This is a genomic window from Butyrivibrio sp. Su6, from assembly GCF_900108105.1.
Classification (GTDB): Bacteria; Bacillota; Clostridia; order Lachnospirales; family Lachnospiraceae; genus Butyrivibrio.
Map to the genome: position 1 here is coordinate 282113 of NZ_FNUR01000001.1, position 24511 is coordinate 306623.

Consider the following 24511-nt stretch of genomic DNA (forward strand, 5'->3'; position numbering starts at 1 on the left):
AATTGGTTTTAATGGAGGAGAAAAGCTATGTCAATTAACCGAATTGATTTTGGGGTAATTGCTGCTTCCAATGAAGTCTCTCATGTAAAAGCGGCAGAAGATGCCCGTCCTCTCATGGACAGACAGAATTTTCAGACTCAGTTTAATGAAGAAGTTGACAATCAAAAGAATTCTGTCAATCAAAAAGATGACGTAGGACAGGGTGAGATGAATTCCGATGCTCAGGACAAAGGCAGCAACGAGTACATGGGCGATGGAGGAAGAAACAGGAAGGGCTCTAAAGAGGAGAAAAATCCTATTCTTGAGAGGCAGTTATCTGTTGAAAAAATGGAAAAGATGGCCGGTAATATGATGGACAGGAACGGAAAGCCTGTTGATCTTAGGCTTTCTTCGGGTTTTGATTTGAAGATTTAATATTTCTATATTATAATAAAATATCGAATCAAAATTACTTTTTTATGGGGCATTTGGGCGGAGACAATGATTAGTATCACTGAGATTGTATTAATTGTGGCAGGTTTTGCCGCGATCATATTGGGGTATCTTCTTCCTGCGAGTAAGGAGCTTGATGAAGAAGATAAATTGCTCATGGAGAGGGAGATTCGTGAGCTTGTTCGTCGTGAGGTCGAAGATCAAAAAGAAACTATCGAAACTATGGTTGATGATACCGTAGATCTTTCTTTAGATAGAACTGAGCGCGCAATGGAGCGCATTTCTAACGAAAAACTTTCTGCAATCGGTGAATATTCTGACACCGTCATAAATGATATCCATAAAAATCATGATGAAGTAATGTTTATGTATGATATGCTTAATGACAAGCATAAGAATCTTACCAGTGTTGTTTCAGAAGTTGCCAAAAAGACTGATGAGGCAAAACAGGCTGTTTTGGATGCTGAGGCCACTGCCCGTGATGCTGCTCAAAAAGCCGAGTCTTTAAAGAGTATTCAGGATGCAGCTGTGCCTGAAAAGAATGTGCGGGCAATTCTTTTGGATGAGGATAAAGACACACTTAGTGGTATTCAGATACCTTATAAAGAAAAGATAGTTGTTCCAGCTAAAGAACCGCAGATACAGGAAGATGCACCTATTGAAAGCGGTTATGTAGATGAAAGAAATATTAAAGAACTTAAGGAGCTTGATGAGATTCCGGCTCAGGTTATATCAAGGACACAGGCATCAGGCCTGCATGTTATCGGGAATACAGGTAATGAACCGGCTGCTCCTAAGGAAATAGTCAGTGCAAAAGTAGTATCTATATCAGAAGCAAAGCCTGTCAATCCGGACAGAAATATGAAAGAGATAACGGCAGTAGACCCTGTTTCACAGAATAAACAGATCATTGAAATGCATAAGGCTGGAAAATCTAATATGGTCATTGCCAGAGAGCTGGGACTTGGAATAGGTGAAGTCAAGCTGGTCATTGATCTTTCAAATAAGCACAGGAAAGTAAAATAAGGAAGTTTAGAGGATGAAATTAAAGTATTATCTTCGCGGTATCGGAATCGGTGTTATTCTTACTGCGATCATTATGGGATTTGCTCTCGGAGGCAGAAAAGCTACTATAAGTGATGCCCAGGTTATTGAGAGGGCAAAAGAGCTGGGCATGACTGAAGGCGGAGTGCTTACAGACGGATCAGGAGAGGTGGAGAACAATGGCGCGACACTTTCATCTTCATCCGGTGAAACACTGGATGAAGCAGGAAAAGAAATATCTGAAGAAATCGACGAAACAGTCGCTCTTGCAAGTGAATCTATTTCTACTTTGGTTAAAGAAGAGGAAGAAAGAGAAAATAAGGAGAGCAAAGATACAGCAGCTTCTGGGAAGTCTTCTTCGGAAGCTTCGGCATTAGTATCAAAGGAAAAAGAGGATTCTTCTTCGATGAATGCTTCTTCAAAAGAAAATGAAGATTCATCTACAACTGGAAAAAGTGAAACAAAAACCGAAGAGAGCACAGCTACTGCAAGTGCAAATACAAGCGTAAATGCTTCTTCTGAAGAAACTAACCTGACTGAGGCGGGTTCTATAAATACTGAAACCAAGACCGTTACGATTCCCGGCGGACTTAGTTCTGATGGGGTGGCACAGGTTTTATATAATGCAGGAGTTATAGATAATGCCTCTTCATTTAACAGATATCTTATTGATCAGGGAAAAGACAGAATTATCAGATCCGGTACAAAAGTAATTCCTGCAGGTGCAACATATGCGGAAATTGCTGCTATAATAACGAAATGATGAGATTATCCTGCTTTTATTTGCAAAAGCAGGATTTTTTATTGCAAAAAAGTGTTGAATTATGGTTTTGGCTATGATAATATGATAGAGCTGTGTGAATGGGGATATTATGCCTAATTGCACAGACTGTCTATTGGCAGTAACAAAAATATGCACGTATATTTAATTCCTGATATGGTGTCAGCAGAGTGCTGATCAGATCGGGAGCCGCCTTTCTGATAACGCGCGGATAGGAGTAACGGCCAGGAGTATACGGAAGATTTTAACCAAATGGAGGTAATAACATGAGCGTTGTATCAATGAAACAGTTACTTGAAGCAGGTGTTCACTTTGGACATCAGACAAGAAGATGGAACCCTAAAATGGCTCCTTACATCTTCACAGAGAGAAACGGAATCCACATCATCGATCTTCAGAAGTCAGTTGTAAAGGTTGATGAGGCTTATAAGGCTGTATTCGAAATTGCACAGCAGGGTGGAACAATCCTTTTCGTTGGAACAAAGAAGCAGGCACAGGACGCAGTTAAGACTGAGGCTGAGCGTTGCGGAATGTACTATGTTAACGAGAGATGGCTTGGTGGTATGCTCACAAACTTCAAGACAATCCAGAGCAGAATCGCTAGAATGAAAGCTATCGAAAAGATGCAGGAAGATGGAACATTTGATGTTCTTCCTAAGAAGGAAGTTGCTCAGCTTAAGAAAGAGCTCACAAAGCTTCAGGCAAACCTTGGCGGAATCAGAGATATGAAGAGAATCCCTGATGCTATCTTCGTTGTAGATCCTAAGAAGGAAAGAATCTGCATTCAGGAAGCAGAGTCTCTTGGAATCACACTTATCGGTATCGGTGATACAAACTGTGATCCTGAAGAGCTTGACTTCATCATTCCTGGTAACGATGATGCTATCAGAGCCGTTAAGCTTATTGTTGGCAAGATGGCTGATGCTGTTATCGAAGCTAATCAGGGCGCAGAGTCTGATGCAGCAGCTAACTATGATGCAGAAGAAGCTGTAGAGTCTGAGGAAGTTACAGAGTAATCAGTTTTTTTGAATTATAACGCAGTCAATCAATCCTGGTTGGCTGCGAATTTGAATAAATATAAAATATCGGAGGATAAATGAATGGCTATCACAGCAGCATTAGTTAAAGAGCTTCGTGAGTCAACTGGCGCAGGCATGATGGAATGCAAGAAGGCTCTTACAGAGACTAACGGAGATATGGACGCAGCAGTAGAATACCTTAGAAAGAACGGTATCATGAAGGCTGAGAAGAAAGCTAGCAGAATCGCAGCTGAAGGTCTTACAAGAATCGCTGTTAAGGATGACACAACAGCAGCAGTTGTTGAGGTTAACTCAGAGACTGACTTCGTTGCTCAGAACGATAAGTTCCAGGCATTTGTTGAGGCTGTTGCAACACAGGCTGTTAATTCAGATTCTAAGGATATGGAATCATTCCTTGCTGAGAAATGGAACCTTGATGAGTCTAAGACTGTAAATGATGCTCTTGTTGAGATCACAGCAGTTATCAGCGAGAAGCTCAGCATCAGACGTTTTGAGAAGGTTGTAGCTTCTAACGGTATCTTAGTTCCTTATGTTCACGGTAATGGTAGAATTTCTGTTATCGTTGAGGCTGAGACAGATGTTGTTAATGACGACATCAAAGAGGCTGTTAAGAATGTAGCTATGCAGGTTGCAGCTCTTAGCCCTAAGTATGTTGCTTCTGAAGATGTTTCAGAAGAGTACAGAAACCATGAGAAGGAAATCCTTCTTGCTCAGGCTATGAAAGAGAACGAGGAGCTTCCAGAAGGAAAGAGAAAGCCTCAGGAGATCATTGAGAAGATGCTTATCGGACGTCTTAACAAAGAGCTCAAAGAGATCTGCCTTAATGAGCAGGTTTATGTAAGAGCAGAAGACGGAAAGCAGACAGTTGGTCAGTACATCGCACAGGTTGCTAAGAACAACAACGCTAAGCTTTCTATCAAGAGATTTGTTCGTTTTGAGACAGGTGAAGGAATCGAGAAGAAGAACGAGAACTTCGCTGAAGAAGTTGCAAAGCAGGCAGCTGGTCTTAACTAATCTTTTTATTAAATAAACATTATTGAGCTTGGTTTTTATTTCTGTACGGAACAAAAACCAAGCTCTTTTTGTTGACTGTTTTTAATGATTTATAGACGTAAATTCGTACTTTGATTTTAAGAACAAATGTTTTATACTGTATAGGTATGAATTTTTGATAGATTGGTGGTGGAATTTTGAATCAGGCGGTTACAATAAAGGGCACTAAATCAGGAATTATACTGGTTCTGGATAATGAAACGCCATTTGAAGAATTAAAGGTTGAGACTGCAGAAAGGTTTGAAGAAGCATCTGGCTTTTTAGGTCATAATTCCATGGGGCTTATTGTCAGAGGACGCAGGCTCTCAGAAAAAGAAGAAAAAGAAATAGTTGATATTATTACAGAACATTCACAATTAAAAATTGTTTGTGTTATAGATGAAGAATCTGAAGAGGAAAGACTTTTTAAATCTGTTAATACCAAAGATATAGGTCCATCTCAAAAAAGTGAAACGGATGAAATGGCGACTCCGGAGCATATAGTTCAGGATTATAATAATAATGCTCTTATCTACAATGGTAATCTTCGTTCCGGGCAGGATATATCCTGTGAGCAGAGTGTGGTAATACTTGGAGATGTTAAACCCGGCGCAAGCGTCGTATCCTATGGTAGTATTTTTATCTTGGGAGAGCTCAGAGGAAATGCGTTTGCAGGTGCAGGCGGAGACAGAGGGGCTTTTGTAATGGCGCTTGATCTTAATCCATTGCAGGTCAGGATTGCTGATTCAATTGCTATTTCACCGGATGCTGAGAAAGGCCCTAAACTAAGGCTTAAAAAGAAAAAACTACTGGCAAGTGCAGAAAACAACGAACCAGAAGTGGCATATATTGAAAACGGACATATAGTTAAGTCTTTATATGGCCCCGCTTTTTTAAGACAGCTTAACAAATAATACTTGGAGGAAAAATATGGGAGAAGTTATAGTAGTAACATCAGGCAAGGGTGGTGTTGGTAAGACAACCACTACTGCTAATATTGGTACAGGTTTAGCAAAACTTAATAAAAAGGTTGTTCTTATTGATACAGATATAGGACTTAGAAACCTTGACGTAGTAATGGGGCTTGAGAACAGGATTGTTTATAATCTTGTAGATGTAATTGAAGGTAATTGTAAGCGTAATCAGGCTCTTATAAGAGATAAGAGATATGAGAATCTTTTCCTTTTACCTGCAGCTCAGACTAAGGATAAGACAAGTGTAACTCCTGAGCAGATGAAAAAGCTAACAGAAGAACTTAAGGAAGAGTTTGATTATGTAATTCTTGATTGTCCTGCTGGAATTGAACAGGGCTTCAAAAACGCTATAGCTGGAGCAGACAGGGCACTTGTTGTTACAACACCTGAAGTATCTGCTGTAAGAGATGCGGATAGGATCATCGGTCTTTTAGAGGCTAATGAGATCAAGAAAACACACCTTATTGTTAACAGACTTCGTGCAGATATGGTTAAGCGCGGTGATATGATGTCAGCTGAGGATGTTATAGATATTCTTGCTGTTGATCTTATTGGTCAGGTTCCTGATGATGAGAATATCGTTGTCGCTACTAATAACGGTGAGCCTCTTGTTGGTGATAACTCACTTGCCGGTCAGGCTTACATGAATATCTGCCGTAGAATTGGTGGAGAACAGGTACCATTTCTTGATTTGGATCCTAAGAAAGGAATTTTTTCTTGGTTTAAGAAAAAGTGATAGAGGGGGGCAATTTTATGAAGATATCAGATATTTTCAAGAAAAAATCTTCAAGTGATGTTGCTAAAGATCGCCTTAAACTGGTTCTTGTTTCTGATCGTGCATCATGCTCACCAGAGATTCTTCAAAAAATCAGAAGCGATATCATAGAGGTTCTTTCAAAATATGCAGAAATTGATATGGATGGAATAGATATCAATATTACAAATGTTGATACTGAAACAAATGATGGTAAAACTGTTCCGGCTTTATATGCTAATATTCCTATCAAGAATATGTCTCATAATATTAAGTGATATAAGCCCCGGAAAAGACTATTTTCCGGGGTTTGTTATTTATGGCAACTACATTTGTAAATGGGGATTACAAAATGGATTACTCAAATTATGGCATTAGTTCTGTAAAAGCAAGGGAGCTTTATGCTTCAGGGAAAGGTAATATTCAGGTTGACAATACAGCAAAAACAACCTTGGATATCATCAAAGAAAATGTGTTTACATACTTTAACCTGATTTTCTTTATCATGGCTGTTTTGCTGATCTTATCAGGAGCATTTAATTCTCTTACATTTCTTCCGGTTATTATTTGCAACTCGCTTATAGGAATATTTCAGGAGATAAAAGCCAAAAAGGTTCTTGATAAACTTAATGTATTAAATCAGTCTACTGCTGTTGTTATACGTGATGGAGAAGAGGATATCATTCCAATCAATAAGCTTGTTGAAGGAGATTATATAATTCTTACATCCGGTAGTCAGATATGTGCTGACGCAGTTGTAGTTGAAGGTGAAATATCTGTTAATGAAGCACTATTAACTGGTGAGGCCGACGAGATCAATAAAGTCAAAGACTCTGAACTGATGTCTGGAAGTTTTGTTGTTTCGGGTAAATGTATAGCTAGACTTACAAGAGTTGGAGCTGACTCCTACATTTCAAAGCTTATGTTAAAAGCAAAGAATATGTCTAAAGCTTTGAAATCTGAAATGGTTAAGTCAATTGATTATATAGTTGTGGCGGCAGGTATTCTTATTATTCCAATCGGGATTGCTCTTTTTTGCCAAAGTGTTTTCGTTCAGGGTAATTCTTTTTCGGAAAGTGTCCCATCAGTTGTTGCTGCGCTTATTGGAATGATACCGGAAGGCCTTTATCTTTTACTTAGTATTACTCTTGGACTTAGTACTATAAGACTTGCTAAACAAAAAGTAATGCTTCATGATATGCGAAGCATTGAGACATTGGCACGTGTTGATACTGTTTGTGTAGATAAGACAGGAACAATCACTGACAACAGTATGCTTGTAGCAGAAGCGGTTCTTGCGAACAATGAAGAAGATAATGAGCTTTTTGAAGCGACTTGCAGACTTCTTTCAGAGTATCTTGGGTGTCTGCCCGATGATAATATTACTATGCATGCTCTGGAGGATTATTTTGGATTTACAACAAGCAGAAGTTGTGTTTCATTTAAGCCTTTTTCTTCCAGGTATAAATATAGCAGTGTAGAATTTGATGATTGCAGGTATGTTCTGGGAGCTCCTGAATTTATACTAGGAGAGAAAATAACAGATTATCAGGATACTATAGATAAATATACCCAAAAAGGTCTTAGAGTGTTGTGCTTTGCAGAATATGATGGAGATGCAGAAGGCGTTCTTGATGGAAAATTGTCGCATCCACTTTTTTTTATAACACTTCAAAATCCCATAAGAAACGCGGCCTTTGATACATTTAAGTACTTTGAAAAGCAAGGCGTTGACGTAAAAGTTATTTCAGGAGATAATCCGGTTACTGTATCTGAAGTTGCTAAAAAAGCAGGTATTAAAAACTACGATAAATATGTTGATGCAAGTACTTTGAATGATAATGATATTCCATTGGCGGTAAAAGAAAAGACAGTTTTTGGAAGGGTATCACCTGAGCAAAAACAAAAGATAGTAATGGCACTAAAAAAGAACGGGCATACAGTTGCTATGACCGGCGATGGCGTTAATGATATTCTTGCCATGAAGGATGCTGATTGTTCCATAGCTATGGCTTCCGGTTCGGAAGCTGCTGTTCAGGCTGCGCAGGTTGTACTTCTTGATAGTGATTTTTCACATATGCCTAAAATTGTTGCAGAGGGCAGAAGAGATATAAATAACATTGAACGAACTGCGACGCTGTTTTTGGTGAAAAATATATTTTCATTATTGTTGGCTGTATTTTCAATTATAAATGTTCTTATATATCCATTACAGCCATCGCAGATTACCATTGTTAGTCTTGTGAATATTGGAATTCCGGGATTTTTCCTGGCTATGGAGCCAAATAACAAAAGGATTGATGGACATTTTCTTGTTAAAGTCTTGCTAAAAGCAATGCCTGCAGCACTCACCGATTTTTTTGCAATTGCAGCGCTTGTAGTATTTAGTAATACTTTTGGAGTAGAGCAGACAGATGTTTCTGTTGCAGCAACGTTTCTTTTGGCAATAGTTGGATTTATTATTCTTACAAATATTTCATCGCCTTTGAATGCATACAGGCTTAGGGTTATTTTTGGCTGCATGATAGTCTTTGTTTTGGGAGCAATATTCTTTAATGATCTGTTTTCTATTTCTTATGTATCAAAGCCATGTATAATGCTTTTTGTTCTATTTGCTATTGCAACAGAACCATTTATGAGATATCTTACTAAACTGTTTAGATTTATAGAACTTAAATTTCAGATTTATTTTTTGAAAAATTATTAGTATTTTTCGAATAATAATGTATAATTAAATAGCATAAAATTATATTTAGGAGTTAGTTATGGTAGATAACGAAGAAAAATATGAATCATTAAAACTTGGAAATCAGCTTTGCTTTCCTTTATATGCTTGCTCAAAGGAGATAATCAGAAGGTATAAGCCTTATCTTGACAGGATTGATCTTACATATACTCAGTATATTACTATGATGGTCATGTGGGAGAAAAAAACTGTTAATGTAAAGACCTTAGGTGAGTGCCTTTATCTTGATTCCGGTACTCTTACTCCGGTACTAAAAAAACTTGAGTCAAAGGGTTATATTACAAGAGAAAGATCCAGTGAAGATGAGAGAAACCTCGTTGTTTCTATAACTACAGAAGGTGAAAAACTTAGGGATGAAGCTATCAGTATTCCTTCATCTATTGGTTCATGTGTCAAATTGTCTGAAGATGAGGCCAAAATTTTGTATAATCTTTTGTACAAGATTATTGGAAATGTGCGCTAATCTTTATTGATTTTTTTGGCGGATAGAAATATAATAAATTTCGGCTTTGTGTGCGGTTTTGTTAGACTTTTGTATCAGTTTGTGTACAAAAGTCAAAAAATTAACGAAAGCGCACATTATTTTTTGGAGGTTTTTTATGAGTTCTCATACCCATAATCATCACCATGATCCCGCAAAAATGAAAGCTATTGTAAACCGTCTGTCAAAAGCGATTGGACATCTGGAGTCCGTCAAGAGGATGGTTGAAGATGACAAGGACTGTACAGAGGTACTTATCCAACTGGCAGCTGTAAGGTCGGCAATTAACGGCTGCGGAAAAGAGCTCCTTAAAGAGCATATAAGTCATTGTATAGTTCATGCGGTTCAGGATGGGGATGAAGATGCTGTCAAAGAGTTAAATGACGCCATCGATAAATTTTTGAAAAATTCATGAGCTAAAAAATTTGAAAAAAGTATTTGAAAGGGGCGAAATACCTTGGCTATTACTATGTTAAACGCAGTAAACTTTCTTATCTTATTTCCTTTTTTAATGGCAGTGATCATAGGTTTTCTTAAAAAGGCAAGTCCTTTGAGAAGCGCAGTTATTATAATTGGTGGATTTACAATTATGGTAACTGCTATTTATGTTGCTGTTAATGTTCTTACATCCGGGGATACATCCCAGTTTGTATACTTAGAACATACACATGTGCCTGATATGCTCGTTATTGCCGGCGAGATTTTTCTTATGGGGCTTGTATGTTTTCTCAGCATTAAATACAAAAAGTATTATGCCATTATTTTTTCTCTTGTTGGAACCATTCCTGTACTTTGGATGGATCTTACAGGAAAAGCTGTAGAGGGCAATACACATATCCGTATTGATACTTTTGCAGCTGTTATGTATCTGATCGTAGGTATTGTTGGTATTCTTATTTGCATCTATGCATCAGGATATATGAAGGACTATCACCATCATCACACAGATGTACAGGATCGTTCTAATTATTTCCTTGCTCTTATGTTCGTATTCCTTGGTGCAATGTTCGGACTTATTTCTTCTGATAATCTTGGCTGGATATATTTCTTCTGGGAGATCACAAGTGTTTGTTCATTCCTCATGATTGGTTATACAAGAACACAGGAAGCTGTAGACAATTCATTCAGAGCTCTGTGGATGAACCTTCTTGGAGGATGCGGATTTGCGGCAGGTCTTTTGTACTGCAATTTAAATCCAGAATTACAGATTTCTAATCTGAGCCAGGTTACACAGACTTCAGCTCCGGCTATTGTTATTGTGCCTGTTACATTATTCGCATTTGCAGCTTTGACAAAAAGTGCACAGTTCCCATTCTCAAGATGGCTTCTTGGCGCCATGGTTGCACCTACGCCTTCCAGTGCACTTCTTCACTCAGCTACAATGGTAAAGATTGGTGTTTATATGCTCATCAGAGTAGCACCTGTCATGGCTGGAACTCTTACCGGAATCATGATCACTGTTATCGGTGGTTTCACATTCTTTGCAGCATCACTTCTTGCTATTACAGTTAGTGATGGTAAAAAGGTTCTTGCTTATTCAACAATCTCAAACCTTGGACTTATTACAGCTTGTGCCGGAACCGGTACTACCGAAGGTGTTTGGGCTGCAGTTATGCTTGTTTTGTTCCATGCAGTTTCTAAGTCACTTCTTTTCCAGACAGTTGGTGATATTGAGAACTGTATGCACAGCCGTGATATCGAGGATATGCATGGCCTTATCATCAAGCTTCCAAGACTTGCATTTATCATGATCATTGGTATTTGCGGAATGTTCATGGCTCCATTTGGAATGCTTGTTTCCAAGTGGGCTGCTCTTAAATCATTCGTTGATTCAGGTTCAGTATGGCTTGTTCTTTTCCTTGTTTTTGGTTCAGGAAGTACATTGTTCTACTGGGCAAAATGGCTTGGTAAGATCTGTACAGTTATTCACCAGTCATTTGAGCTTGAGGATACAACTCCTAGAAGTGAGATGGTATCTATTTTCCCATTGACATCACTTATTGTTATCATGTGCTTCGCATTCCCATGGATGTCAGGCCATATGATACAGCCTATACTTGATGAGGCTTATCATACAAGTATTCCCGATGTTATCGGCGGCAGCGATATTATTATCATGATGATAATGGTTGCAATGGTATTTATGATTCCTATCGGATCAAGATTCTTGTCAATTGGTAAGAACTCCAAGATGACAATGTCTTATGTTGCAGGTGTTAATGCAGGTGATGACAGACACTATATTGACTCTTTTGGAAAAGAGAGAGCTCTTTATATGTCTAACTGGTATATGACAGATTACTTCGGTGAAAAGAAACTTCTCAGACCTTGTATTTACATAGCTACTGTCCTTGTTGCAGTAATGCTTATCATTGTTGTTGGAGGTGCTTTCTAATGTCTATGATCATACTTAAGGCTGTACTTTATATTATTTTGGCACCACTTATTGGAGGACTTCTTTCAGGAATAGACCGTGTCATTTCTGCCCGTATGCAGGGCAGGCAGGGCCCTCCGGTTTTCCAGCCATTTTACGATGTTTATAAGCTTCTCAACAAGCAGACAACTGTTGTTAACAGTATTCAGGTTTTGTTTGTTACAGGCTACCTTATCATGACAATCTTTACCGGAACATTGTTCTTTGCAGGCGGAGATATGCTTTTAGTATTCTTTGCTCTTTCAATGGCTGAAGTTGTTATGGTCATGGCTGCATTTTCCACTAATGGTCCATACAGTATCATGGGTGCGCAACGTGAGCTTTTACAGATGATGTGCTATGAGCCTATGACACTTTTGGTAGCAATTGGCTTTTATTATGCAAATGGTAGCTTTATGGTAAATGATCTGATTCAGGCGAGCGTACCTGCAATCGTTCAGATTCCTGGTTTCTTTATAGGATTTGTATTTATTCTTATAATCAAACTTCGTAAATCACCTTTTGATCTTAGTACTTCACATCACATGCATCAGGAAATGGTTAAAGGTCTTACTACAGATCTTTCAGGTAATAACCTTGCATTTGTTGAAATAGCAGAGTGGTATGACACAGTACTAATGATGGGTATTGTTGGAATGTTCTTCTTAACAGCAAATCCTATCAGCAGAGTTTGGGCACTTATTGCATGTGCAGTTGTATTTTTCCTTGAGACACTTATTGATAATCTGTTCCCTCGTGTAAAATACATTACAATGCTCAAAGTTACATGGTCAGTAATTTTAGTTTTTGCAGGTACTAATCTGCTTATTCTTAATGTGCTTAAATAATACGGGAAGGGAATGTGAGATCAATGAAAATATCTAAATCACCATGGGTGTTACATTATGATGCATCCAGCTGTAATGGCTGTGATATAGAAGTTCTTGCCACAATGACTCCACTTTATGACGTAGAGCGTTTTGGTATCATAAATACTGGTAATCCTAAACATGCTGATGTTTTACTTTTAACTGGTGGCATAAATGCTCAGACAGCCCCTGTAGTAAGACAGTTATATAATATGATGCCTGATCCAAAGGTAGTTGTTGCCTGCGGAATCTGCGCATGTGACGGCGGTATCTTTAAAGAGTGTTACAACATTTTGGGAGGTGCTGACAAGGTTGTTCCTGTTGATGTATATGTTCCGGGATGCGCTGTCAGACCTGAAGCTCTCATTGAAGGTGTTGTTAAGGCAGTTGGTATTCTTGAAGAAAAGAGAAAGAAACTTAAAGAATCAATGAAACAGGGCTATTGTACTGTTGATTACAGTAAGATGGCTGTTCATATGACTGCTGATGATTATGATCCAAGTACACAGTATGATGCAGTTCTTACAGAAGAAGCTTTAAGAGAGCAGGCTGAAGAAAAGATCAAGGCTACAGCAAAGCCTGCGCCAAAGCCTGTTGCACCTGCGGCTCCGGCTGCTAATGCTTCAAAGCCTGTAAACGCTCAGGCACCTGTAGCTGCAGCAAATAATGCCGAGAAAGGAGATAATAAATAATGAATACAGAATTTATTAGTGTTAATCCTGAAAGCATTATAGATGAATCACAGAAGCTTAAGTTTAATGGTTATCATCTTATGCAGCAGTGTGCTACAAGGATACCTGATGGATATGAACTTATTTATACTTTTGGAAAAGAGCTCGAGGTTAAACAGCTCAAGATAACTCTTCCTGAAGAGAATGAAATATCAAGTATAACAAGTATTTTCCCATGTGCTTTCATATATGAGAATGAAATGCATGACCTTTTTGGTGTAAAGGTTAAGATGATAAATATAGACTATGAGGGTAAGCTTTATCGTACAGCGATAGAGACACCATTTAAGTAATTGGAGGAACTGTAATGTCTACTAGAAGTGTTATTCCATTTGGACCCCAGCATCCGGTTCTTCCGGAACCAATACATCTGGACCTTGTTATGGAGGATGAGAAGGTTGTTGAAGCTATTCCTTCAATAGGCTTCATTCACAGAGGTCTTGAAAAGCTGGTTGATAAAAAAGATTTTAATGAGATGGTTTATGTAGCTGAGCGTATTTGTGGTATATGCTCACTTGGACATGGCCTTGGCTATTCAGAAACTGTTGAACATATTATGGATATTGATGTTCCTGCCAGAGCGAAATATCTTAGAACTATCTGGTCAGAGCTTTCAAGAATCCATTCACATCTTCTTTGGCTTGGCCTTTTGGCTGATGCTTTCGGTTTTGAGTCTCTTTATATGGATTGCTGGAGACTTAGAGAGGATGCCCTTGATATGTTTGAGGCATCTACAGGCGGAAGAGTTATTTTCTCTGTAATGAAGATTGGTGGCATCAGAAGAGATGTATCAGATGAGATGTTAAAAGATTTTTACCAGAGAATTAATAAAATGGAAGAGGATCTTAAAGCTATAGCTAAGCCATTCCTTAACGATGCTGCTGTTCAGACAAGACTTCGCGGCGTTGGTATCCTTACTCCTGAGCAGGCTGATGCACTTGGATGTACAGGACCTTTCCTCAGAGCCAGCGGAATAAGTCGTGATATCAGATCAACAGGATATTGTGCTTATGGCGATATTGATTTTGAGCCAATCATTTCTACTGAAGGTGATTCATATGCCCGTACTGAATGCCGTATAAAAGAGATATTCCAGGCATTTGATATCATTCGTCAGTGTATCGACAAAATGCCTTCAGGAGATATAGATGTTCCTGTAAAGGGTATGCCAAATGGCGAATATATGATGAGAATTGAACAGCCAAGAGGAGAAGCTCTTTACTATGTAAAAGCTAACGGAACAAAGTTCATAGACAGAATGAGAGTTAGAACTCCCACATTTGCTAACCTTTCAGGTCTTGTTGAGACATTAAAGGGATGCGATCTGGCAGATGTACCTATTCTTGTACTTACTATTGATCCTTGTATCAGTTGTACTGAAAGATAATGAAATATTTATTTGGGATGGAGATTAGAGATGGCATTTGTAAGTTTTAAGAAAACAATTCTTCGTAACCTTGTATCAAAGCCATATACAAGAAAGGCAGAAAAGCAATTTCCTGAAGGAACCAGGGGACATGTCGAAAATGATATGGATGTATGTGTCCTTTGCGGCCTTTGCTCAATTAAGTGCCCAACGCATGCGATCACTGTAGATAAGGCAGCAAAGACATGGTCAATCAGACCTATGAGCTGCATACAATGTAGATGCTGTGTTGATAATTGTCCTAAGAAATGTCTTTCAATGGGTGTCAGATTCCAGGAACCCGGCGATGAAAAGATTACTAAGACGTTTAAACAGTCAGAGAAGGCAATCGCAGCACAGGAAGCTTTGATGAAGGCTGCAAAAGAACGTGCAGCTGCAGCTGCTGCAGCTAAGGCTGCTGCCGCAAATGCGAATGGAGGAGCTGCAAACGTAACTCCTGCTGCTACAGCAAACACACAAGAAAAGAAAGATTAATGACAGAAAAAATCTTAGTCAAAGGGGCGGTGCAGGGAGTAGGCTACCGCCCTTTTGTTTTAAAAAAAGCAACTGAATATGGTCTTAAGGGACAGGTAAAAAACATAGGAGCTGCTGTAGAGATTATTGTTTCCGGCTTGGAAAAAACTATAGATGTTTTTTGCGATGAGCTAAAAAATGTTCAGCCTGAGGGCTCTTTTGTATTAGAAATTGTCAGAGAAAAGCTTGATGAAAGCAGTCATTCTTTTACTGATTTTACAATTGTAGAAAGCTCAGTTATTGATCTTAATTCTGAACTTCCAATTGTATTACCTGATATAGGTATCTGTAATAAATGTTTAGATGAGATGCTTTCAAAAGATGATAGAAGATACAGATATCCTCTGATAAGCTGCGCTTCTTGTGGGCCTCGTATCAGTATTCTGGATTCGCTTCCCTATGACAGACATACGACAACTATGTCTGATTTTGAAATGTGCCCTGAATGCCTTTCGGAGTATAAAAATGGGCGCAGGAGACATGCGCAGACAATTTCCTGCCACGATTGTGGCCCTTTCATGATACTTGATTACTATGAAAATGGAGAATCTGTACATCTCGAAAGAGAAGGTGCTGTAAAAAAAGCAATTTCTCTTTTGAACGAAGGAAAGATCCTTGGCCTTAAAGGTGTATCAGGTTATCAGCTTATATGTAAGCCAGAGGATTCAATTGCTTTACGTTTACGACAGATAAAAGGCAGAGAAAATAAACCTTTTGCTGTTATGTTTTCAACAATCGACAGTATAAAACAGTATGCAGAAGTAAATGCAAAAGAAGAAGAGCTTTTATTATCTTCAGCAAGGCCTATTGTTTTATTAAGCAAAAAGAAGGATTTTCCTTATGAAGTCTGCAAAGACAGTAATTATATAGGTGCCTTTTTGCCATCTGCAGGCATACATAGATTATTGACAGATGGAGTTGGGCCTTTAATCTGTACAAGTGCCAATATTTCCGGGCAGCCCATAATTATTGATTATGATTCCTTTTACAAAAAGCTTATGGATAGATCAAAAGAATATTATGTTGATGGTGTTCTTTTCCATAAAAGAAGGATTAATCAACCACAGGATGATTCTGTAGTATTTGTTATACAAAATGAAAATGGAGAGTATTCTTCTCAGTTTATCAGAAGGGCAAGAGGTTTTTCGCCGCTTCCAATAATATGCAAAGGCTTTAATGATGATATCTCAACTATTTGTTTTGGTGGAGATCTAAAGAGCACATTTTCGTTTGCCAAAAAAGACAGAGTTGTTCTTAGTCAGTTTATAGGTGATCTGGAGGATGCTGACACACATGAGCTTTTTGATAAGCTTATAAAAAGAAATTCAGATCTTTTTTCATTTGTCCCTAAGAGAGCTGTCTGTGACAGGCATCCTTTGTATTTTTCGTCAAAGTATGCAAAAGAATATGTTAAAGAACGGGGCATAGAACTGATAAGATTGCAGCATCATTATGCTCACATTTTATCAGTGATGGCAGAAAATGAATTAAGATCATGTATTGGAATTGCCTTTGATGGTACAGGCTTTGGCGATGATGGTAAAGTCTGGGGCGGAGAAGTATTTTTGTGTAATGGCACAGAGTATACGAGAAAAAGTCATTTATCGTATATTAAGCTTATGGGCGGGGATACCGCTCCCAAAAAGGCAAATACAGTAAAAGAATGCTATGAGATAGCTTTAAATGATTGCGGCAATGAAATCGTTAAGGCTGCTCTTAAAAATAATATAAATACTTATGAAACTTCCAGTGTTGGAAGATTATTTGACTGCGTATGTGCACTTTTAGGAATAAAGGACTATAATTCATTCGAAGGTGAGTGTGCAATTTTACTCGAAAAAGAAGCTTCACTTTGTGACCGAAGTCATTATCCTTTGTTTGATATAAAAATTATCGAAAATGAAAAGGGTGAAATGATATTCGATCAGCTTGATCTCTTTTCACAAATAAAAGAATGCATTACAGAGAGCGAGTTTGATATTAAAGACATTGCTTATGGTTTTCATTTAGCTTTGGTAAATTATATTGTAAAAATATGTAGTATACTTAGAAGCAATGTCAAAGAATCAAAAGTTTGTTTATCTGGCGGAGTATTTGCAAACAGGATACTTTTAAAGAATACAATAGCTCTTTTGACAAAAGATGGATTTGATGTATATTGGAACAGGCTTGTTCCATCAGGAGACGCTGGAATCGCCCTTGGGCAGGCCTATTATGGATTATTGAAAGAGGAATAGATATGTGCGTAGCAATACCGGGAAAAGTTATCAATATAGATGGAACAAAGGCTACTGTTGATTTCAGTGGCAATACGGTCATAGCTGAAGCAGGCCTTGTAAATGTTAAAGTCGGAGACAGAGTTTTGGTTCATGCAGGCTGCATCATTCAGACTATGGATGAAAAAATGGCCGATGAAATGGAAGAATTATTTAATGAAATTGAGGATCTGACTATTTAATGGGATCAATAACTTTTGAAGAAATTCTTGATAAATTAAAAAACTATGATGGTGAAGAAGTACATATAATGGAGGTTTGCGGCACTCATACCGCAGCAATATCAGAAAATGGCATTCCATCAATGCTCTCTCCAAAGATAAAGCTCATTTCAGGCCCCGGTTGCCCTGTCTGTGTTACAGTTACAGCTGTAATTGACAGACTTGTTGAGCTTTCCATGGAGGAAAACACCATCGTACTGACATTTGGTGATCTTATAAGGGTAAGGGGAACACATAAGTCTCTTGCTGATGCAAAAGCTGATGGCGGTCACGTGAGAATGGTCTATTCTCCAATGGAAACTGTTAAACTTGCCAAGGAAGATCCCTCACATACATATGTTTTTGCGGCAATTGGCTTTGAGACCACAACCCCTGTGTACGCAATGGTATTAGAAGAAGCAATAAAAGAAAATGTTAAAAACCTAAAGCTTTTGACATCACTTAAAACTATGCCTGAGGTTATCAGATGGGTAGTTAAAAATGGCGGTGGAATTGATGGCTTTATTGCTCCGGGACATGTATGTGCAGTCACAGGAAGTGATACCTTCAAAGAATTGTCTGAAGAACTGGGAATTCCTTTTGTGGTTTCAGGTTTTGAAGGCAGGCAGCTTATTATGACTATATATGCTCTTTTGCAGATGAAAGGCAAGACAGGAATAAAGAATCTGTACAAGGGTGTAGTGACAGAGGAAGGTAATACCAAAGCCAGAGAAGTGGTTGAAAAGTATTTTGAAGTATCAGATGCCTCCTGGCGCGGTATGGGTAAAATAAAAGGATCAGGCATGGCTTTGAAAAAAGAATATGCCGATTTTGATGCTGGAAGCATAGGCCTTGATGAGGACCATATGCCACCAGGATGCAGCTGTGCAAGTGTACTTGTAGGTAAATTAAAGCCCTATGAATGTCCTTTATTTGGCAAAGCATGTACTCCGGATAATGCTCATGGAGCCTGCATGGTATCTACAGAGGGCAGTTGTTATAATTATTTTGTATCAGGAAGAAGATAGGAAGAAATTATGAAGATTACAATGGCGCATGGAAGTGGCGGTGAGTCAACTTCCGGATTGATAAGAGATATATTTGCTAAACATTTTCACAATGAAATACTTGATAAGCTTGAAGATTCTGCAGTTGTGGAAGGGTGTGGCAGACTTGCAGTTACTACAGACAGTTTTGTTGTTACTCCTATTGAATTTCCGGGTGGAGATATAGGAAGACTTTCAGTTTGTGGCACTGTAAATGATCTTCTGATGAGCGGTGCGAAACCAATGTACCTTACCTGCGGGTGTATTCTTGAAGAAGGCCTCGATATGGATGTTTTGGACAGAGTTATCTGTTCGATGGCTGAAACTGCAAAAGAAGCTGGAATCAAGATAATTACAGGTGATACTAAGGTAATTGAAAATAAAGGCGGAGAGAGCGGGCTTATAATAAATACATCAGGCGTTGGTTTTATCTCTGAAACATTAGATGTTCCTGGACCTTTTAAGCTAAAAGATGGTGATAAGATAATCATATCCGGTAATCTTGGTGATCATCATGCTGCGATTTTAGGAACAAGAATGGGAATTCAGAATAATATAAAGTCAGATGCAGCACCTCTTGCCTTGATGGTAAAAGGGCTTTTGGATAATAATGTAGAAGTGCACGCTATGCGTGATGTCACAAGAGGCGGCCTTGGGACTGTACTAAATGAGTTCTGCGAAAGCTCAAAATGTACAATTAATCTTTACGAAGAAAAAATGCCAGTTTCACCTGCTGTAAAAGATTTTTGTGGCCTTCTTGGTTTGGATCCTATGTATATGGGCAATGAAGGAAAGATGGTGCTGTCAGTAGCTGCAAAAGATGCAGAGAAAGCTCTTTCTATAATCAAAGGTTCTAAATATGGTGAAAACGCCTGCATGATAGGCGATGTAAGTAAAAATGACGGATCAGCCGATAAACATAATGTGATACTTAATACCAAAATTGGTGGCAAACGCATAATTGGTCTGATGTATGGAGAGGGACTTCCAAGAATTTGTTAAATGATGTAAAATATATGTCGTAACTTTCGATTTCTTGAAAGGATAAGTATTTAATGGAATTTAAAAGAATCAATAAAGATACAGTAACATGTATCATAACTGAAGATGATATGGACGAGCAGGGAATAAAGCTCGAGGATTTATTTGAAAAGAAAAAAGAAGCAATGGATTTTTTGCATGATGTAATGCGTAAGGCACAGGAAGAAGTTGACTATAAACCAACAGGTTCCTTTATGCCAATGCAGATCACGGTGTTGCCTGATCATTCCATTTCTTTGACTCTTTCTGAAAACGCTTCAGCTTCATTCGGAGAGATACTTAAAAATCTTACAGAAAAAGCAGGTATAACAATACCTAAGAATGTACTTGAGGATATCGGCGATTCAGAAAACGAAGACAGAATAAACAGATTAAATGAATATTTAAAGAGCTTAAAGCAGCTTACCAATTCCGTCAAAAATATAATGGAAGACTCGGGTCTTGCTGAGAACCATGATAAGATCCCGCTCAATCAGAAAGCATCAGCTGCTGATAATAAAGAAAAAGCAGATAAGATCTCAAATGGTGCTTCCAAGAAAAACCGTGATAAAGAACGACTTAAGTTCCATGAATATGTTTTCTCTTTTGCAAATATCAGTACTGTTATTGAGTTTTGTAAAAAGGCACCTTCAGATCTTAATATATCAAGTTCTCTCTATAAAAATGAACAGGATGGTAAATATTACCTTGATTTAAAGAGACTTGACGAAGAGCCAAAAGTATTTGCTTCATTATTTACAATGGCATATGAGTTTGGTCATTTTCAGGCATCAAATCAGCATGTGATCGCTCATATCCGTGAGTCCTATGACCTGATCATTAAGGATGATGCAATAAATTCTTTGGCGCAAGTTTAAGAAAACTAATGAATTATGAGTCGAGCGTATATGATGAATATATGCTCGACTTTTACATTATTATTTCAGTTAGGTATTTTTATGAGATTAAATAAATACATTGCCAGCTGCGGCGTATGTTCCAGAAGAGAGGCAGATAAGTTAATAGATGAGGGAAGAGTCACCATAAATGGTGAGAAAGCAGTATTTGGTGTTGATGTCACTGATACTGACAGCGTTTTCGTTGATGGCAAAAAGATAGAGCCTTCGGATGAGAAAATAGTGATCGCATACTATAAGCCGGTTGGTGTGACATGCACAGAAAAAGATAAGTATGCAGAAAAAACAGTTATAGAAGATCTTGGTTTTGACAAAAGAGTTACTTATGCAGGAAGACTTGATAAAGACTCTGAGGGACTTCTTCTTATGTCAAATGATGGTGAGCTGATAAATGCCATGATGAAAGGCTCCATGAAACATGAAAAAGAATATGAAGTCACAGTTGACACAGATGTGACGGGAGATTTTCTTAAAGCCATGTCTTCAGGGATGTATTTAAAAGAGCTTGATAGAAGAACCAGGGCCTGTGAAGTAAAAAAGACAGGCAAAAGATCTTTTAACATTATCCTCACTCAGGGGCTTAACAGACAGATTCGCAGAATGTGCGCAGCATTAGGGGCAAATGTAGTTAAGCTTCAAAGAATACGGGTTATGAATGTGAAATTAAAGGACTATGATCTAAAACCAGGGAAATATGTGGTTCTTTCAGAGCAAGTGGTAAAAAAACTCTATAAAGATGCTGGAATTGCCAGATAAATAATAATATACTGTTAGTATTATAGTTTTTTGGGAGTTTGTATGGAAAAAGAATTGATCAGGAAAGAGTATGATGCTTTAGTAAAGGAAATCAAGCATCATATGGATTTATATTATAATCAGGATGAACCTGAAATTTCTGACTATGAGTATGATAAGCTCATGCAGAGACTTAAGGCAATTGAAAAAGAAAATCCTGAATTCGTTACTAAAGCTTCTCCAAGCCAGATTGTCGGCGGAACAGCAAAAAGAGAAGCAGGTGTTAAAGTAACTCATAATGTGCCAATGCTTTCTATCGAGGACGTGTTCAATAAGGAAGACGTTTCTGCCTGGATAGAAAAGGTACATCTGATGCATCCGAATGCTTCATTTTCTGTTGAACAGAAAATTGACGGTCTTAGCATGTCCCTTAGATACACAAAAGATGAATCTGATGGCAAACTTCATCTTTCTCTTGCAGAGACAAGGGGAGATGGTCTGATTGGCGAGGATGTTACATTAAATGCTCTTGTAATTCCTGATGTTAAGCAGGTTCTTGACCTTCCCTATGAATATCTTGAGCTTCGCGGTGAAGTATATATGTCCCATGAAAGCTTTGATAAGTTTAACGAGACTCAGGAAATGCTGGGCAAAAAGCTTTCTGCAAATCCGAGAAACCTTGCGGCAGGAACTTTAAGACAGCTTGATCCTGAAATAACAAGGTCCAGAGGCCTTAAAATGTTCATTTTTAATATTCAGGACGGACCAATGGAGCTTATGCAGTCTCATTGTAAAGGCCTTGATATACTTGAAAAAGCCGGCGTTAAGACTGTTTTTCATAAAGAATGCAATAGCGCTTCTGATGTTTTAAATGCTATCGACACAATTGGCGATATGAGAGAAAATCTGGATTTTGATCTGGACGGAGCTGTTATAAAGATAGATCAGGTTCAGTGGAGAAATGATTTCCCATCAGGCTCAAAATACTCCAGCGGACATATAGCATATAAGTATCCACCTGAAGAAAGAGTTGTTGTTATGGATGAAATCCTTGTAGATGTGGGAAGAACCGGCAAACTTACTTTTACCGGAAGCTTCCACGATAAGGAAACAGGTAAGCCTGCAAGACTTTGCGGCACCAGTGTTTCAAGAGCAACCCTCCATAATCAGGACTACATAAATGAAATGCAGATTGGAATTGGTGGCGAGTATAAGCTTTTTAAAAGTGGAGAGATCATTCCAAAGCTTAACGGATGTGTGAAGGTACCGGAAATTGTATATAAAGCACCAGATAAATGCCCGGTTTGTGGCGGCCATTTATTTAGAGAAGAAGATACGGCTGATATCAGATGCGTCAATCCTACGTGTCCTGCTCAGGTTACAAGAACAATTTCATACTTTACTTCAAGAGATGCCATGAATATCATGGGACTTGGTGATACACTAGTAGAAGCACTTGTATCAGAAGGATTTTTGAAGAGCTATGCTGATATTTATCATTTATTTGAGCATAGAGATGTTTTGATTGAAAAAGGAATTATTGGCAAAGAGAAGAATACTGACAAGCTTCTTGCAGAAATAGAAAAGTCAAAAGAAAATGATCCGGTAAGGCTTCTTACAGGATTGGCTATCAGAAATGTAGGTAAGTCAACAGCAAGAGAGATCATGAAACATTTTGACAATCTACTTGATCTTAAGAAAGTTACAAAGGACGGCTTTTTACAGATTCCTGATATCGGTGAGACCACAGCAGAGGATTTATATGACTTCTTCCATGATGATAACAATCTTTCTATCATAGATGAGATGGAAAAGATGGGTCTTAATATGATAGTACAAAAGGATGAGGATGCATCCGATAAGCTTTCCGGAATGACCATTGTAGTTACAGGAACATTGCCAACTCTTGGAAGAAAAGAAGCGGAAGAGCTTATTGTTAAAAACGGCGGAAAAGCTTCAGGAAGCGTATCCAAGAAGACTTCTCTTGTTCTTGCAGGCGAAGCTGCCGGAAGTAAGCTTACAAAAGCCAATGAACTTGGTATTAAAGTAATTGATGAAGCTCAGTTTTTAGAAATGATCAAATAATATTTACGGAGTGATGAAATATGCCAATTAAGATTAAAAATGATCTTCCTGCAAGGGAGATCCTTGAACAGGAAAACATATTTGCTGTTGATGAGAACAGAGCCCTGCATCAGGATATAAGATCTTTGCAGATCTGTATTCTCAATCTCATGCCGCTAAAGGAGGATACAGAATTACAGCTGCTTAGATCTATGTCTAATACGCCTTTGCAGATCGATGTATCTTTTATGCAGATGAGTTCCCATCATTCATCAAATACGTCTCCTAACCATCTTAACAGGTTTTATCATCCTTTCGATGAGCTAAAGGAAAATACCTATGATGGTCTTATTATCACAGGTGCGCCTGTTGAGCAGCTTGAGTTTGAACAGGTTGATTATTGGGATGAGCTCTGCAGGGTGTTTGAGTGGTCAAAGACAAATGTAACATCAACTTTCCACATCTGCTGGGGCGCGCAGGCAGGAATTTATTATCATTATGGAATAGATAAAAAACCTTTGCCCGAAAAAAGATTTGGCATATACAAGCACAGAGTCATGAACAGGAAAGTACCTTTGGTCAGAGGTTTCGATGATGTATTTTCTATGCCTCACTCAAGACACACAGAAACTCCTGCCAAGGCTATTCATGATTGCGAGGACCTGGTTGTTCTTGCAGAATCTGACGTTGCAGGTATTTTCCTTTGCATGAATAAGTCTGGAAGTCAGATATTTGCCATGGGACATGCAGAGTACGACAGATTAACTCTTGATAGTGAGTACAAAAGAGATCTGGGGAAGGGTCTTGATATCAAAATGCCTATTAATTACTATCCGGATGATAATCCTGAAAATGTACCTGATCTCTTATGGAGAAGTCACGCGAATATTCTTTACACTAACTGGCTCAATTATTATGTATACCAGAACACACCATATCAATGGGGACAGATATTAGACGAAGAAAAAAGAAAGCTCGCATCCAAGATGCTGACTAAAAAAATGTAAGTGAGGGAGA

Annotated in this window: 25 protein-coding genes; all 25 read left to right on the forward strand. The window is 38.3% G+C overall.

The genetic code is table 11. The features are described 5' to 3' along the window. Positions 1 to 27 precede the first annotated feature (27 nt). The 25 genes from C4S54_RS01130 (at position 28) to metA (ending at position 24501) form a co-directional block, all read left to right on the forward strand. Positions 28 to 414 carry a hypothetical protein gene (locus C4S54_RS01130; protein ID WP_103867889.1) on the forward strand — a complete coding sequence of 129 codons (387 nt, stop codon included), beginning with the start codon at positions 28 to 30 and terminating at the stop codon, positions 412 to 414. A gap of 66 nt (positions 415 to 480) precedes the next feature. Next, positions 481 to 1458: a DUF6115 domain-containing protein gene (locus C4S54_RS01135; RefSeq protein ID WP_103867890.1), complete on the forward strand. Its 978-nt coding sequence runs from the start codon at positions 481 to 483 to the stop codon at positions 1456 to 1458. 13 nt (positions 1459 to 1471) lie between these two features. Beyond that, positions 1472 to 2239, forward strand: a complete 768-nt coding sequence (locus tag C4S54_RS01140; RefSeq protein ID WP_103867891.1) for a hypothetical protein — start codon at positions 1472 to 1474, stop codon at positions 2237 to 2239. 284 nt (positions 2240 to 2523) lie between these two features. Beyond that, positions 2524 to 3273, forward strand: a complete 750-nt coding sequence (gene rpsB, locus C4S54_RS01145) for a 30S ribosomal protein S2 (RefSeq protein ID WP_022773931.1) — start codon at positions 2524 to 2526, stop codon at positions 3271 to 3273. Positions 3274 to 3357: 84 nt separating this feature from the next. Then, a complete protein-coding gene (tsf, locus tag C4S54_RS01150; RefSeq protein ID WP_022773933.1) occupies positions 3358 to 4311 on the forward strand; it encodes a translation elongation factor Ts in 954 nt (317 codons plus the stop codon). A 176-nt stretch (positions 4312 to 4487) separates the two neighbouring features. Further along, complete coding sequence (gene minC, locus C4S54_RS01155; protein ID WP_160110644.1) at positions 4488 to 5243, forward strand: septum site-determining protein MinC; 756 nt, start codon at positions 4488 to 4490, stop codon at positions 5241 to 5243. Between the two features lie 16 nt (positions 5244 to 5259). Continuing rightward, a complete protein-coding gene (gene minD, locus C4S54_RS01160) occupies positions 5260 to 6039 on the forward strand; it encodes a septum site-determining protein MinD (RefSeq protein WP_022773935.1) in 780 nt (259 codons plus the stop codon). A 17-nt stretch (positions 6040 to 6056) separates the two neighbouring features. Then, on the forward strand, positions 6057 to 6335 hold the full coding sequence (gene minE / locus C4S54_RS01165; RefSeq protein ID WP_022773937.1) for a cell division topological specificity factor MinE: 279 nt from the start codon (positions 6057 to 6059) through the stop codon (positions 6333 to 6335). A 41-nt stretch (positions 6336 to 6376) separates the two neighbouring features. Then, positions 6377 to 8764, forward strand: coding sequence for an HAD-IC family P-type ATPase (locus tag C4S54_RS01170; RefSeq protein WP_103867893.1), 2388 nt, complete (start codon positions 6377 to 6379; stop codon positions 8762 to 8764). Between the two features lie 58 nt (positions 8765 to 8822). Continuing rightward, complete coding sequence (locus C4S54_RS01175; protein WP_103867894.1) at positions 8823 to 9266, forward strand: MarR family winged helix-turn-helix transcriptional regulator; 444 nt, start codon at positions 8823 to 8825, stop codon at positions 9264 to 9266. Between the two features lie 136 nt (positions 9267 to 9402). Continuing rightward, positions 9403 to 9699, forward strand: coding sequence for a metal-sensing transcriptional repressor (locus C4S54_RS01180; protein WP_022773941.1), 297 nt, complete (start codon positions 9403 to 9405; stop codon positions 9697 to 9699). Positions 9700 to 9834: 135 nt separating this feature from the next. Beyond that, complete coding sequence (locus C4S54_RS01185; RefSeq protein ID WP_242973712.1) at positions 9835 to 11679, forward strand: NADH-quinone oxidoreductase subunit 5 family protein; 1845 nt, start codon at positions 9835 to 9837, stop codon at positions 11677 to 11679. Beyond that, a complete protein-coding gene (locus C4S54_RS01190; RefSeq protein WP_103867895.1) occupies positions 11679 to 12545 on the forward strand; it encodes a respiratory chain complex I subunit 1 family protein in 867 nt (288 codons plus the stop codon). The genes C4S54_RS01185 and C4S54_RS01190 overlap by 1 nt, the downstream gene beginning before the upstream one ends. 23 nt (positions 12546 to 12568) lie before the next feature. Further along, the gene (locus C4S54_RS16360) at positions 12569 to 13258 is read left to right on the forward strand and encodes an NADH-quinone oxidoreductase subunit B family protein (protein WP_103867896.1); all 690 of its coding nucleotides are present in this window, start codon (positions 12569 to 12571) and stop codon (positions 13256 to 13258) included. Further along, complete coding sequence (locus C4S54_RS01200; RefSeq protein ID WP_103867897.1) at positions 13258 to 13590, forward strand: NADH-quinone oxidoreductase subunit C; 333 nt, start codon at positions 13258 to 13260, stop codon at positions 13588 to 13590. Before C4S54_RS16360 ends, C4S54_RS01200 begins: the two co-directional genes overlap by 1 nt. Positions 13591 to 13604: 14 nt before the next feature. Beyond that, the gene (locus tag C4S54_RS01205; protein ID WP_103867898.1) at positions 13605 to 14684 is read left to right on the forward strand and encodes a hydrogenase large subunit; all 1080 of its coding nucleotides are present in this window, start codon (positions 13605 to 13607) and stop codon (positions 14682 to 14684) included. 30 nt (positions 14685 to 14714) lie between these two features. Further along, complete coding sequence (locus C4S54_RS01210; RefSeq protein WP_103867899.1) at positions 14715 to 15197, forward strand: 4Fe-4S dicluster domain-containing protein; 483 nt, start codon at positions 14715 to 14717, stop codon at positions 15195 to 15197. After that, on the forward strand, positions 15197 to 17473 hold the full coding sequence (gene hypF, locus C4S54_RS01215; RefSeq protein ID WP_103867900.1) for a carbamoyltransferase HypF: 2277 nt from the start codon (positions 15197 to 15199) through the stop codon (positions 17471 to 17473). The genes C4S54_RS01210 and hypF overlap by 1 nt, the downstream gene beginning before the upstream one ends. 2 nt (positions 17474 to 17475) lie before the next feature. Next, positions 17476 to 17694 carry a HypC/HybG/HupF family hydrogenase formation chaperone gene (locus C4S54_RS01220; protein ID WP_103867901.1) on the forward strand — a complete coding sequence of 73 codons (219 nt, stop codon included), beginning with the start codon at positions 17476 to 17478 and terminating at the stop codon, positions 17692 to 17694. Further along, positions 17694 to 18740 (forward strand): hydrogenase formation protein HypD, encoded by a 1047-nt coding sequence (hypD, locus tag C4S54_RS01225; protein WP_103867902.1) that lies wholly within the window; start codon positions 17694 to 17696, stop codon positions 18738 to 18740. The genes C4S54_RS01220 and hypD overlap by 1 nt, the downstream gene beginning before the upstream one ends. Before the next feature lie 9 nt (positions 18741 to 18749). Beyond that, positions 18750 to 19760, forward strand: a complete 1011-nt coding sequence (gene hypE / locus C4S54_RS01230) for a hydrogenase expression/formation protein HypE (RefSeq protein ID WP_103867903.1) — start codon at positions 18750 to 18752, stop codon at positions 19758 to 19760. Between the two features lie 53 nt (positions 19761 to 19813). Then, positions 19814 to 20656, forward strand: coding sequence for an adaptor protein MecA (locus C4S54_RS01235; RefSeq protein WP_103867904.1), 843 nt, complete (start codon positions 19814 to 19816; stop codon positions 20654 to 20656). Between the two features lie 81 nt (positions 20657 to 20737). After that, on the forward strand, positions 20738 to 21451 hold the full coding sequence (locus C4S54_RS01240; RefSeq protein WP_103868100.1) for a pseudouridine synthase: 714 nt from the start codon (positions 20738 to 20740) through the stop codon (positions 21449 to 21451). Positions 21452 to 21493: 42 nt separating this feature from the next. Next, a complete protein-coding gene (gene ligA, locus C4S54_RS01245) occupies positions 21494 to 23515 on the forward strand; it encodes an NAD-dependent DNA ligase LigA (protein ID WP_103867905.1) in 2022 nt (673 codons plus the stop codon). Between the two features lie 20 nt (positions 23516 to 23535). Next, on the forward strand, positions 23536 to 24501 hold the full coding sequence (metA, locus tag C4S54_RS01250) for a homoserine O-acetyltransferase MetA (RefSeq protein ID WP_103867906.1): 966 nt from the start codon (positions 23536 to 23538) through the stop codon (positions 24499 to 24501). Positions 24502 to 24511 lie beyond the last annotated feature (10 nt).